We start from the raw sequence: 13,187 nt of genomic DNA, 5'->3' as shown, positions 1-13,187 counted from the left end.
GCGACCGTCCCGCCGCCCACGCAAGACCGCCACCGGCATTTCATTAACCGACGTCGCTTCAGCCCACGTTCCCGGCAGATCGAACGAGGCATCGCGTTCCAGCATCACGAAGGACCTCATGAAACGTTCCGCACTTTCCCTCCACGCAACCGGCATGGCGGCGCTGGCGCTTGCCCTGTCGACGCTCGCCGGCTGTGACACGCTGAACGACTGGTTCGCTTCCGACCGCGTCAACTACAAGGCGACCTCGAGCGCGCCGCCGCTCGCCGTGCCGAGCGATCTGAGCACGTCGCCGAACGACCAGCGCTATGTGGCACCGCCGGCCAATCTGGCGCTTGGTGGCACGCCGACGCGCGCTGTCACGGCGGCCGGCAACGCGACCGAAGGTCAGCCGAACGCGCAGGATCCGCTCGGCATGCATATCGAGCGCGACGGCGACCGTCGCTGGCTGGTGGTAGACGGCCGTTCCCCGGAACAGCTCTGGCCGCAGCTGCAGGAGTTCTGGCAGGAAAACGGCTTCGTGCTGAAGACCGATGCGCCGGCCACCGGCATCATGACGACCGACTGGGCGGAAAACCGCGCGAACATTCCGGACGACTGGTTCCGCCGCACGATCGGCAAGGTCATCGACTTCGCCTATTCGTCGGGCACCCGCGACAGTTTCCGCACGCTGGTATCGCGCGGTCCGGACAGCGCGACCGATATCTCGATCACGCACAGCGCGATGGAAGAGGTGATGACCGGGCAGGACAAGACGTCTTCGCGCTGGGAAGAGCGTCCGCGTGATCCGGCGCTCGAGGCGCTGTTTCTCGCCAAGCTGATGCAGAAGTTCGGCCTGACTGAAGCACAATCGAAGCAGTTGCTGACCGACGCGCGCACCGCCGCCGCGCCGACCACGATCGAGCAGAACGCGGGTGCGTCGACGCTCGATCTGCAGGAGTCGTTCGACCGTGCCTGGCTGCGTGTGGGCCTCGCGCTCGATCGCACCAACTTTACGGTCGACAACCGCGATCGCGAGAAGGGCATCTACTACGTGCGCTACGCGGATTCGATGCAGGAACTGAAGAAGGAAGGCCTGTTCGGCAAACTGTTCTACAGCGGCAATTCGACGCGCAAGCCGGGCCAGGAATTCCTCGTCAACGTGCGCGCGAAGGGCGACGCAGTGACGCAGGTCGCGGTCGTCGACGCGAATGGGCAGATCGACACGTCGTCGGACGCGCAGCGCATCGTGTCGCTGCTGCACGCGCAACTGAACTAAGGCGGGTCGTGCGCTTCGCAAGTCTCGGCAGCGGCAGTGAAGGCAATGCGCTGCTGGTGGAGGCGCGCAGCGGTGCGGTCACCACGCGTGTCCTGCTCGATTGCGGTTTTTCCGCGCGCGAAGTCGAGCGGCGTCTGACGCGGCTCGGCGCGAGTGCCGAGCACCTCGACGCGATCCTGATTACGCATGAACATAGCGATCACATCGGCAGCGCATTGACGCTGGCGCGCAAGTGGTCGATTCCGCTGTACATGAGCTGGGGCACCGCGCGCGCGGTGGGCGCCGACGAAGCCGATGTTGACCTGCAGGTGCTGTGGGGCGACGAGGCGGTATCGATCGGAGAGCTCAGCGTTCTCCCTTATACCGTTCCGCACGACGCCCGCGAACCGCTCCAATACGTGTTCTCGAACGGCGCGAGCCGGCTTGGCGTGCTCACCGACGTGGGCACGTCCACGCCGCATATCAGCGCGGTGCTGAGTGGCTGCGACGCGCTCGTGCTCGAATGCAATCATGACGTGCAGATGCTCGCGGGCAGTCGTTATCCGCCGTCGCTGAAGGCGCGTATCGGCGGCAATCACGGGCATCTGAACAATCACGCGGCGGCTGAAATCCTGGCGTCGCTCGACCGCTCGCGCTTGCGGCATCTGGTCGCGGCGCATCTGAGCCAGCAGAACAATCTGCCGGAACTTGCGCAGGCGGCGCTGGCGGGCGTGCTTGACGCGGCTCCCACGGAGGTGGTGGTTGCGTCGCAGAGCGAAGGTTTCGCGTGGTTGACGGTGTGACTGTGGCGCCCGGTTGGCGTCCAGTCGCGCTGCACGCCATGCACTGGGTGGTCAGGTAATGAAAAGGCCCATAACGAGCAATCGTTATGGGCTTCTAATTTGAGCGTCGAGTGCGGCGTGGGGCACGCCGCACGACCGGGCAGGGCAAACTTAATTGCGGTTGCCGCCAAAAATGCCGAGCAGCGCAAGCAGATTGACGAACACGTTGTACAGATCCAGGTAGATCGCCAGCGTCGCCGTGATGTAATTCGTCTCGCCGCCGTTCACGACGCGCTGCACGTCGAACATGATGTAGGCGGAAAAGATCACGATTGCCATGACTGAAACCGTCAGCATCAGCGCCGGCAGTTGCAGGAACACGTTCGCGACCGAAGCCAGCAGGATCACGATCACGCCCATGAAGAGCCACTTGCCGAGGCCTGAGAAGTCACGTTTGCTGACCGTGGCGATGGTCGCCATGGCCGCGAAGATCACACCGGTGCCACCAAAAGCGAGCATGATCAGCGACGGGCCGTTCGAGAAGCCGAGCACGAACGCGAGAATGCGCGACAGCATCAGCCCCATGAAGAACGTGAAGCCGAGCAGTACGAAGACGCCGACGGCGCTGTCCTTGGTGCGCTGGATCGCGAACATGAAGCCGAAGGCGATCGCGAAGAATGCCAGCATGCTCATGGCGGGGCTGGTGGCGGCGAACAGTGAGAAGCCGGTGGCAAGACCCACCCACGCGCCGAGCACGGTCGGAATCATGGACAGCGCGAGCAGCCAGTAGGTATTCCGTAGCACGCGGTTGCGTGTTTCGACCGTGCTGACCGCGCCGTTGCGGCCAAACATATACGGATGTTCGTTCATGATCTCTCCTTACCTCGGAAGCGTGTTTCGTGATGGTGATACGGCAATTTGCGAAGCGCCGGCGGGCGCACCGTTCATCCGTAAGATTAGCGCGGCAGCACGGAGTTTCAATACCTCCAGTCGCCCACATCGCCTACGCTACCAGTATTTCGCGCCCTTTGCTTTGATCCTTTCAGTGCTGTAAGGGTTCAATCGCAATGATGCACGGGAACATGCTACAATAGCGGATTCATTTGAATCTGTAACTTCTTAATTTTTTGGAGTTTTTATGGCGATCGAGCGCACCCTGTCGATTATCAAACCGGACGCAGTGGCCAAGAACGTGATCGGCCAGATCTATACCCGTTTTGAAAACGCTGGTCTGAAGATCGTGGCATCGCGCATGGTTCATCTGTCGCGTGCTGACGCCGAGAAGTTCTACGCCGTGCACGCAGCACGTCCGTTCTTCAAGGACCTCGTTGAATTCATGATCTCGGGTCCGGTGGTCGTGCAGGCGCTGGAAGGCGAAAACGCGATCCTGAAACACCGGGATCTGATGGGTGCGACTGACCCGAAGAAGGCAGAAAAGGGCTCGATCCGTGCCGACTTCGCGGACAGCATCGACGCCAACGCGGTGCACGGCTCGGACGCACCGGAAACGGCCGCGATTGAAATCGCATTCTTCTTCCCCCAAGTCAACGTCTACTCGCGTTGAGCGCCTCGCGCTGAGGTCAGGCGGTGGCCTCGGTCGTACGCCGTGTCCGCCTGGCGCGTTTCGTGCAGCCGAGTTGTTTTATCGCATGAATCGCGCGCGTTGCACGGCAAAGTAGTAAGGTAAAAGCAGCAGGAATGGGCGCGAACGGGCACGGCGTTCATGCAGCTTGTTGCATGAACGTAGTCTCGCAATGAAATGGCAGGATTCGATATGACGAGCAGTCCCTCCGTCAACCTTCTCGACCTCGACGCCCAAGGGCTCGTCGCCTATTGCGACAGCCTGGGCGAGAAACCGTTTCGCGCCAAGCAATTGCAGCGCTGGATTCATCAATACAACGCTGCCGACTTCGACGGCATGACCGATCTCGCGAAGTCCTTGCGCGAAAAGCTCAAAGGGCGCGCCGCGATCACGATGCCGGGCGTCGTCAGCGACCACGTTTCGTCGGACGGCACACGCAAGTGGCTGATCGACGTCGGAAACGGCAACGCCGTTGAAACCGTCTACATCCCCGAAGAAACGCGCGGCACGCTGTGTGTGTCGTCACAGGCTGGGTGTGCGGTCAACTGCCGGTTCTGCTCGACCGGCAAGCAGGGGTTCTCCCGCAATCTCACCACCGGCGAAATCATCGGCCAGTTGCGCATGGCTGAGTTTGCGCTGCGCGCGTCGCGTGGTGATGCTGGCGGCCGCGCGATGGGCGGCGACGGCAAGGGCGAGCGCGTCGTCACGAACGTCGTGATGATGGGGATGGGCGAGCCGCTGCTCAATTACGACGCGGTCGTGCCGGCCATGCGCCTGATGCTCGACGACAATGCGTACGGCCTGTCGCGCCGGCGCGTCACGTTGTCCACTTCGGGTGTCGTACCGATGATGGACCGGCTCGGCGCGGATCTGCCCGTGGCGCTCGCGGTGTCGCTGCATGCCTCGAACGACGCGCTGCGCGACGTGCTGGTGCCGCTCAACAAAAAGTATCCGCTGCGCGAGCTGATGGCGGCGTGCGAGCGCTATCTGAAAGTCGCGCCGCGAGATTTCATTACGTTCGAATACTGCATGCTCGATGGCGTGAACGACAGCGAGGCGCACGCGCGCGAGTTGCTCGCCGTCACGCGTAACGTGCCGTGCAAGTTCAATCTGATTCCGTTCAATCCGTTCCCCGAATCGGGCCTTATCCGTTCGAAGCCGGAACAGATCAAGCGGTTTGCGCAGGTGTTGATGGACGCTGGCGTGGTCACCACTGTGCGCAAGACCCGCGGCGACGATATCGATGCTGCCTGCGGTCAGCTGGCCGGCGCGGTCAAAGACCGCACGCGTCTTGCTGAGCGCACCGGGAAGGCGGCGAAGGTGATTGAGGTTCGCGCCGTGTAATCGCGAGGGGCGGCAGGGCGTCGGCGTTCGGCGGAAAATACCGCGAGCGCAAAAATGCTCCCATGCCACCGGCGATTAAAAGAAAGTTTGCAGAATCGATCGGGAGCGGTACACAAAGCCGCACATTTTGTTATAAACGGTCTGCGATTTGGACGTGACGCTCGAGCCCGTCCGGTCGCACGATTAAAAGAATCGACGCGAAAGGATTTGGGATGAGTGAGCCGCAGCACCCGCAGCCGCACGAGACAGACACGAGCGATGGCCATCCGGCACCCGTTGCAAGGGCGGTGGTCCAGCCTGTCGTGCAGCCGGCCCTTGATTCGTTGGCAGCGGTTGGCGCGCGCTTGACCCAGTTGCGCGAGTCGAAAGGCTGGACTATCGAGGACGTGTCGGCGCGGCTGAAGGTGTCGGTCGTCAAGCTGAGCGCGCTCGAGGCGGGCGACGTCAACCATCTGCCGGACACGACGTTCGCACTCGGCGTCGTGCGCAGCTACGCGAAAATGCTGGGCGCCGATCCGGCGCCTTTTACGGCGGCGCTGCGTCGCGAGAAGGGCGTGCCGGCGCCGAATCTGTCGATGCCGGCGTCATCGGGCAAGGATCTGCCGCGCGGTAAGGTTTCGCTGTCGCTCGGCGACAGCGGGCATAAGAGCCGTTCGTGGCTGTGGGGCATTGCGGCGATCGTCGTCGCGGTCATCGCACTCGGGATGTGGCGCACTAACGGCGGTGATTCGTCCGCGTGGCTCGCGCGCCTGAAGGCAAGCGCGAATAGTTCGACTATCAGCGACACGGCGGCTTCGGGCGCGGTCGCTCAGGGTCCGGCGACGGCGGCGGAAGGGGCATCGGCGCCCGACGCGGCGGCCACGGCTGACAACGCGGCGAGCGCGGATAATGCGGTGTCTGCGTCGGCAACGCCGATGCCGGCTCCGCTTGCCACTGGCACCGCGCCGGGCTCGGCCCCGGCAGCGAATACAGCGGCAACGCCGGCACCGACGGCCGGCTCGCAGGCTCGGGCACAGGCCGCCATGGAGAGCGCAATTGCACCGGCGGTCGTGGCGAACGCGTCGGCACCGGCGGTCACGCCAGCGCTCGGCGAGGCGGTCGTCGCGCTGCGCGTGACGCAGGACAGCTGGTTCAGCGTGCGTGACAAGAACGGCAAGGAACTGTTCTCCGGCCTCGTGCATGCCGGCGATCCGAAGCAAGTGACGGGTGTCGGTCCGTTCAAGGTCACGGTCGGCAACAAGGCGGGTCTCGAGTCGGTGACGCTCGACGGCCAGCCGGTCGATCCGTCGAAATATGCGACAGCCAAGGGCAACGTGGCGCGCTTTGCGCTGCCTTGACAGATACGGTACGCGCCGCGGTCAACCGGTCCGCGGCGCTTTTTCAATTCAGGCGCTGCGTTTTTGCATAGCGCGTGCGGCGTAAATGGGTTTTTCGATGAAAACCGAAGCTCAATCCCAATCCTGTAGCAAGATCGTTTCAGACGAGCCGGTGTTCGGCGGCCCCGCGATGCGGCGCAAGTCGCATGCGGTCAACGTCCGCTGGGGTGGTCAGCTCGTGACCATCGGCGGCGATGCGCCGGTGCGCGTGCAGTCGATGACCAACACCGACACCGCCGACGTGATCGGTACCGCTATCCAGATCAAGGAACTGGCGCAAGCCGGGTCCGAACTGGTGCGTATCACCGTGAATACGCCGGAAGCGGCGGCGGCCGTGCCGGCGATCCGCGAGCAACTCGACCGCATGGGCGTGATGGTGCCGCTCGTCGGCGACTTCCATTACAACGGCCACCTGCTGCTGCGCGACTATCCGGGCTGCGCGGAATCGCTGTCGAAGTACCGGATCAATCCGGGCAACGTTGGGCACGGCGCGAAGCGCGACACGCAGTTCGCGCAGATGATCGAGACGGCGGTCAAATACGACAAGCCGGTGCGCATCGGCGTGAACTGGGGCAGCCTCGACCAGGACCTGCTTGCGAAGATGATGGACGAAAACGGCTCGCGCGCCACTCCGTGGGAAGCGCAAAGCGTGATGTACGAAGCGCTGATCCAGTCGGCGATCGGCTCGGCGGAACGTGCGGTCGAACTCGGCCTCGGGCGCGACCAGATCATCCTGTCGTGCAAGGTTAGCGGCGTGCAGGATCTGATTGCCGTGTACCGCGAACTCGCGCGCCGTTGCGATTTCGCGCTGCATCTTGGCCTGACCGAAGCGGGCATGGGCTCGAAGGGCATCGTCGCGTCGACCGCGGCGCTGTCGGTTCTGCTGCAGCAGGGCATCGGCGATACGATCCGTATTTCGCTGACGCCGGAACCGGGCGCGTCGCGCACAGGCGAAGTGATCGTCGGTCAGGAGATTCTGCAGACCATGGGCCTGCGCTCGTTCACGCCGATGGTGATCGCGTGCCCCGGCTGCGGGCGCACCACGAGCACGCTGTTCCAGGAACTCGCGTCGCAGATCCAGACCTACCTGCGTCAGCAGATGCCGGTGTGGCGCGACCAGTATCCCGGCGTCGAGCAGATGCACGTCGCGGTGATGGGCTGCATCGTCAATGGTCCGGGCGAATCGAAGCAGGCGAATATCGGCATCAGCCTGCCGGGCTCGGGCGAGAATCCGGCCGCGCCGGTGTTCATCGACGGCGAAAAGGTGAAGACGCTGCGCGGCGAGAACATCGCGCAAGAATTCCAGCAAATCGTGAGCGACTACGTCGAGCGCCGCTATGGCCGCGCCGACGCGCTCAACTAAAAACCGGCTATCGAAACACAGATGACTGAACAGAAGAAAAAGCTCGAGAAGCTGTCTGGCGTGAAGGGCATGAACGACATCCTTCCGCAGGAAGCCGGGCTCTGGGAATTTTTCGAAACCACCGTCAAGTCGATGCTGCGTTCGTACGGATACCAGAATATCCGCACGCCGATCGTCGAGCATACGCAGCTGTTCACACGCGGTATCGGCGAAGTGACCGACATCGTCGAAAAAGAGATGTACAGCTTCACCGACGCATTGAACGGCGAAAACCTGACGATGCGCCCGGAAAACACGGCGGCCGTGGTGCGCGCGTCGATCGAACACAACATGCTGTACGATGGCCCGAAGCGTCTGTGGTATATCGGTCCGATGTTCCGTCACGAGCGTCCGCAGCGCGGCCGTTATCGCCAGTTCCACCAGGTCGGTGTCGAGGCGCTCGGTTTCGCGGGTCCGGATGCGGACGCGGAAATCATCATGATGTGCCAGCGTCTGTGGGACGACCTCGGCCTGACTGGCATCAAGCTCGAAATCAACTCGTTGGGCCTCGCTGAAGAGCGCGCCGCGCATCGTGTCGAACTGATCGCGTATCTCGAAAAGCACATGGACGTGCTCGACGAAGAGGCGAAGCGCCGTCTCTATACGAACCCGCTGCGCGTGCTCGATACGAAGAATCCTGCGCTGCAGGAAGTCGCGCGGAACGCGCCGAAGCTGATCGATTTTCTTGGGGAAGAATCGCGCGCGCACTTCGAAGCTCTGCAGCGTCTGCTGAAGGCGAACAACCTTCCGTTCACGATCAATCCGCGTCTCGTGCGCGGTCTCGATTACTACAATCTGACCGTGTTCGAGTGGGTGACCGACAAACTCGGCGCGCAAGGCACGGTCGCGGCGGGCGGCCGCTACGATCCGCTGATCGAACAGCTCGGCGGCAAGCCGACGGCTGCGTGCGGCTGGGCGATGGGCGTCGAGCGGATTCTCGAGCTGCTGAAGGAAGAACAGCTCGTGCCGGAAGACGAAGGTTGCGACGTGTACGTGGTCCATCAGGGCGACACCGCGCGCGAGGAGGCGTTCATCATCGCCGAGCGTCTGCGCGATACCGGTCTCGACGTGATCCTGCATTGCAGCGCGGACGGTCAGTCGGCAAGCTTCAAGTCGCAGATGAAGCGCGCCGACGCGAGCGGTGCCGCGTTCGCGGTCGTGCTTGGCGAAGATGAGATCGCCAACGGCACGGTCGGCGTGAAACCGCTGCGCGATACGCAAGCCCACGGCGGTAAGAACGAGCAACAGAACGTGCCCGCCGAAGACTTGACCGAATATCTAATCAATGCGATGGTTGCATCCGCCGAAGACGGCGACGACTGATCGCGATGTCGTTGGGCCGGCTGGCTCGACACGCACATGTAGCAAGAATGAGGAAATCGCCGGGCAATGAGTTACCACGACGAACAAGAATCGATTGAAAGTCTGAAGGCATGGTGGACGCAGTGGGGCAATGCGACCACGTGGATCGTGCTGGTGGTGTTGCTGGCAGGCGCGAGCTGGAACGGTTGGAATTTCTGGCAGCGTCGTCAGGCCGCGGAAGCCGCGGTGCTGTATGACCAGGTTCAGCAAGCCGCGGCATCGGGCGATAAGGCGCAGATTGCGCGCGTCGCCGCCGACATGGAAGACAAGTTCGGCCGTACTGCCTACGCGCAGATGACCGCGCTCGGCGCCGCCAAGGCGCTGTACGCCGCTGGCGACGAAGCCGGCGCGAAAGCGCAGCTGCAATGGACGATCGATCACGCGAAGGACGACGAGTTCAAGCAGATCGCGAAGCTGCGCATGGCATCGCTGCTGCTCGACGACAAGGCATACGACCAGGGCCTCGCGCTCCTGGCCGAGCCACAATCCGATGCCTTCAAGGGCGTCGTGGCGGACCGCCGCGGCGACCTGCTCGCCGCCCAGGGCAAGCGCGACGACGCGCGCGCGGCCTACAAGCTCGCGCTCGACTCGCTGTCGAACAGCGACAGTTCGGCGCGCCAGCTGATCCAGTTCAAGCTGGATGCGCTTGGCGGCTGAGCGTCCCGCGCGGCGCGCCGCGAGCCACGACCGCAAGGCGGTCTCCTTTAATCCAATTTCCTGAATGCTTCGTCCACCGATGAATCTGCTGAAACGTTACGCCGTGCCCGTTATCTGTGCGATGACCGTTCTCACGCTGGCGGCTTGCTCATCCACGAAAGACGAGCGCCGTGTGCCGACGCCGCTCACCGAGTTCAAACCCGTGCTCGACGTGCAGCAGTCCTGGTCGGCGAGCGTCGGCAAGGCGGGCCGCTACCTGTTCTCGCCGGTTGCGCTCGGCAATGCCGTGTATGCTGCCGGCACGAATGGCACGGTCGCCAAGATCGACGCGCAAACGGGCAAGGACGTGTGGCGCGTCAAGTTGCACGATGATCTGTCGGCGGGCGTCGGCAGCGATGGCACGCTCACCGCGGTCGGCGGCTTGAAGGGCGACGTGTACGTGCTAGGCGCGGACGGCAAGCAGCTGTGGACCGCGAAGGCGCCGGGCGAGATCATTACGCCGCCGCTCGTCGGCAACGGCCTCGTGATCGTGCGCACGATCGACGGCCAGATCGTCGCGTTCAACGCGCAAACCGGCGAGCAGAAGTGGAACTTCCGCAACCGCGCGGTGCCGCTGAACCTGCGCGTGTCGTCGGGCATGACGTTCGCAGGTGACGCGGCCGTGCTGGCCGGCTTCCCGGGCGGCTCGTTCGCCGCGATCAACTTGCAGACGGGCGACGCCTACTGGCAGACACCGGTGTCGTATCCGAAGGGCGTGACCGAGGTCGAGCGTATCAACGACGTGACCGGCCCGCCCACGCTGGTGGGTTCGGAGACCTGCGCGGTGACGTTCCAGGGCCAGATTGGCTGTTTCGACGCCAACTCGGGCCGCGCGCTGTGGGGCAAGCCGTTCTCGAGCACGACCGGCCTCGCGCAGGATGAGCGCAGCGTGGTCGCCGCCGACGACTGGTCGGTCGTGTCCGCATTCGACGTGAACAACGGCTCGGTGCTGTGGAAGAACGACACGCTGAAGAACCGCGACCTGAGCGTGCCGACGCTGCTCGGCCGCGCGGCCGTGTTCGGCGACTACAAGGGCTTCGTGCATTTCCTGTCGACCGTCGACGGCACGCTCGTCGCACGAGTGAAGACCGACGGCAGCGCGATTACCGCGGCGCCGGTGCTGGCTGGCGACACGCTGGTCGTACAGACGCGCGACGGCGGCCTGTTCGGCTATCGTCCGCGCTGATCGCGATAGATGATGTCAGGCGCGCAGGCCGGCTTTGCCGGCCGCGCGCTTTTTAATTGAAGTCTGCGCCGACTTTGGCGTGCGGCTCCTGCGTCGGGTTGCCACGCTGCCCGTCGCGTGATCGGGCAGGCTCAACAGAAAAAATCGCCGGACGGGCTGGTCCGGCAAGTCGGATCGAGGCTGTGGCCGCCGGCATGCAAGGCGGCGCGTGCGCTTCGTCGACGGCCTTGCAAATTAAAGACGCCCTCGAACACGAGCGCGTCAGCCGTCGAGCAGCCCGGTCTGAAGCAGGCGCCCCCGGCGGCGTCTGTGCAGCCCACGCCCGTCCGCCTGGATGCGCATATCGATCGCGCATCCGGAGCAGGCTGAATTCGTGATAATTTCGTCAGAACGCCACCCCGTGGCGCCCGCCTGGCGTCGCTACGCGCGCGATCGGTTGCGATCCCGCGTTTCACCGTGAACAACATCAGATGAAACCCGTTATTGCCCTCGTTGGGCGCCCCAATGTGGGGAAATCCACGCTGTTCAACCGCCTTACGCGTTCGCGTGATGCGCTGGTTGCCGACCTGCCCGGTCTCACGCGCGATCGCCATTACGGCGAAGGACGCGCCGGCGAGCGGCCGTATCTGGTCGTCGACACCGGCGGCTTCGAGCCGGTCGCGAAAGACGGCATCCTGCACGAGATGGCGCGCCAGACCCGCCAGGCGGTCGAAGAGTCGGACGTCGTCGTGTTCATCGTCGATGGGCGCAACGGTCTCGCGCCGCAGGACAAGTCGATCGCCGACTATCTGCGCAAGGTCGGCCGGCCGATCTTCCTCGTCGTGAACAAGGCCGAGGGCATGAAGTACGCCAACGTCGCGGCCGACTTCTACGAACTCGGTCTCGGCGATCCGCGCGCGATTTCGGCCGCGCACGGCGACGGCGTCACCGACATGATCAACGAGGCGCTCGAAGTCGCGTATGCCGGTCAGCCGGAAGAGAGCGAGGAAGACAAGGAAGCGCGCGGCGTGAAGATCGCCATCGTCGGCCGGCCGAACGTTGGTAAGTCGACGCTGATCAATGCGCTGGTCGGCGAAGAGCGCGTGATCGCGTTCGACATGCCCGGCACTACGCGCGACTCGATCTACGTCGATTTCGAGCGCAACGGCAAGCCGTATACGCTGATCGACACGGCCGGCCTGCGCCGCCGCGGCAAGGTGTTCGAGGCGATCGAAAAGTTCTCGGTCGTGAAGACGCTGCAGTCGATCTCCGATGCGAACGTCGTGATCCTGCTGCTCGACGCGCGTCAGGACATCTCGGATCAGGATGCGCACATCGCTGGCTTCGTCGTCGAGCAGGGCCGCGCGCTGGTGGTTGGCGTGAACAAATGGGACGGTCTCGATCCGCATGTGCGCGAGCGCACCAAAGCCGACCTCGAACGCAAACTAAAATTTCTGGACTTCGCCAAATTCCATTTCATTTCCGCCGCGGAAAAAACCGGAATCGGGCCGCTGATGCGTTCGGTCGACGACGCGTACACGGCCGCGATGTCGAAGCTACCGACGCCGAAGCTGACGCGCGCGCTGATCGAGGCGGTCGAATTCCAGCAGCCGCGCCGTCGCGGTCCAGTGCGTCCGAAGCTGCGTTACGCACACCAGGGCGGACAGAATCCGCCGATTATCGTGATTCACGGCAATGCGCTCGACGCGATCACCGACACGTATAAGCGGTACCTCGAAAATCGCTTCCGGGAAACTTTCAAGCTGACGGGGACTCCATTGCGAATAGAGTTCAGATCGTCGACGAACCCTTACGCGGACAAAGGCTGAAGCAAGCTGAAGCTGGTCTTAAACCTGGGCTGAAACCCGCGTGTATGCTGGGTTTGGCCGGGGGTCCCGGGCCCGCGCGTCGAAATGAAAATCAGCTATAGTGTAGCGGTTGGCGGCGGATCTCTTTTTCTTCGCCGTCAATTCAGTCAACCTGCAAAAAAATACGGAGTTTGCTATGAGCAACAAAGGGCAATTGTTACAAGACCCGTTTTTGAACGCACTGCGTAAAGAGCATGTGCCGGTGTCGATCTACCTGGTCAACGGCATCAAGCTTCAAGGGAACATCGAATCGTTCGACCAGTACGTCGTGTTGCTCCGGAATACGGTCACCCAGATGGTCTACAAGCACGCCATTTCGACGGTCGTGCCTGCCCGTCCGGTGAATTTCCACCCGGATTCCGAACAGTCCTAA

The 13,187-nt window shown here is 63.2% G+C and carries 12 protein-coding genes; 11 read left to right on the top strand and 1 reads right to left on the bottom strand.

Annotated elements, in window-relative coordinates; all coding sequences use genetic code 11:
• The first annotated feature begins 118 nt into the window (after positions 1-118).
• A complete protein-coding gene (bamC, locus tag OKW37_RS16485) occupies positions 119-1,258 on the top strand; it encodes an outer membrane protein assembly factor BamC (RefSeq protein WP_429405235.1) in 1,140 nt (379 codons plus the stop codon).
• Between the two features lie 8 nt (positions 1,259-1,266).
• Entirely contained in the window at positions 1,267-2,040 is a 774-nt protein-coding gene (locus OKW37_RS16480) for an MBL fold metallo-hydrolase (protein WP_090800741.1), read from the top strand.
• Positions 2,041-2,190: 150 nt separating this feature from the next.
• Here the strand turns inward: OKW37_RS16480 and OKW37_RS16475 are convergent, their stop codons facing one another.
• Complete coding sequence (locus OKW37_RS16475; RefSeq protein ID WP_018417558.1) at positions 2,191-2,889, bottom strand: Bax inhibitor-1/YccA family protein; 699 nt, start codon at positions 2,887-2,889, stop codon at positions 2,191-2,193.
• Positions 2,890-3,157: 268 nt separating this feature from the next.
• On the opposite strand from OKW37_RS16475, the gene ndk reads away from it, so the two are divergent.
• The 9 genes from ndk (at position 3,158) to hfq (ending at position 13,187) form a co-directional block, all read left to right on the top strand.
• On the top strand, positions 3,158-3,583 hold the full coding sequence (gene ndk / locus OKW37_RS16470) for a nucleoside-diphosphate kinase (RefSeq protein WP_184057303.1): 426 nt from the start codon (positions 3,158-3,160) through the stop codon (positions 3,581-3,583).
• A gap of 210 nt (positions 3,584-3,793) precedes the next feature.
• A complete protein-coding gene (gene rlmN, locus OKW37_RS16465; protein ID WP_184057301.1) occupies positions 3,794-4,945 on the top strand; it encodes a 23S rRNA (adenine(2503)-C(2))-methyltransferase RlmN in 1,152 nt (383 codons plus the stop codon).
• 212 nt (positions 4,946-5,157) lie between these two features.
• The gene (locus OKW37_RS16460) at positions 5,158-6,282 is read left to right on the top strand and encodes a helix-turn-helix domain-containing protein (protein WP_429405238.1); all 1,125 of its coding nucleotides are present in this window, start codon (positions 5,158-5,160) and stop codon (positions 6,280-6,282) included.
• An 85-nt stretch (positions 6,283-6,367) separates the two neighbouring features.
• Positions 6,368-7,684, top strand: a complete 1,317-nt coding sequence (gene ispG, locus OKW37_RS16455; RefSeq protein ID WP_429405240.1) for a flavodoxin-dependent (E)-4-hydroxy-3-methylbut-2-enyl-diphosphate synthase — start codon at positions 6,368-6,370, stop codon at positions 7,682-7,684.
• Between the two features lie 21 nt (positions 7,685-7,705).
• Positions 7,706-9,046, top strand: coding sequence for a histidine--tRNA ligase (hisS, locus tag OKW37_RS16450; RefSeq protein WP_429405242.1), 1,341 nt, complete (start codon positions 7,706-7,708; stop codon positions 9,044-9,046).
• Between the two features lie 66 nt (positions 9,047-9,112).
• A complete protein-coding gene (locus OKW37_RS16445) occupies positions 9,113-9,742 on the top strand; it encodes a YfgM family protein (protein WP_090800729.1) in 630 nt (209 codons plus the stop codon).
• A gap of 79 nt (positions 9,743-9,821) precedes the next feature.
• Positions 9,822-10,967 carry an outer membrane protein assembly factor BamB gene (gene bamB / locus OKW37_RS16440; protein WP_184057293.1) on the top strand — a complete coding sequence of 382 codons (1,146 nt, stop codon included), beginning with the start codon at positions 9,822-9,824 and terminating at the stop codon, positions 10,965-10,967.
• A 470-nt stretch (positions 10,968-11,437) separates the two neighbouring features.
• Complete coding sequence (der, locus tag OKW37_RS16435) at positions 11,438-12,775, top strand: ribosome biogenesis GTPase Der (protein WP_184022435.1); 1,338 nt, start codon at positions 11,438-11,440, stop codon at positions 12,773-12,775.
• A 175-nt stretch (positions 12,776-12,950) separates the two neighbouring features.
• A complete protein-coding gene (hfq, locus tag OKW37_RS16430) occupies positions 12,951-13,187 on the top strand; it encodes an RNA chaperone Hfq (RefSeq protein WP_006051315.1) in 237 nt (78 codons plus the stop codon).

This window comes from Paraburkholderia sp. MM5482-R2 (assembly GCF_050436125.1).
Classification (GTDB): domain Bacteria; phylum Pseudomonadota; class Gammaproteobacteria; order Burkholderiales; family Burkholderiaceae; genus Paraburkholderia; species Paraburkholderia tuberum.
Note: the sequence above shows the minus strand (reverse complement) of the source record. Positions and strands in the feature narration are given on the sequence as shown.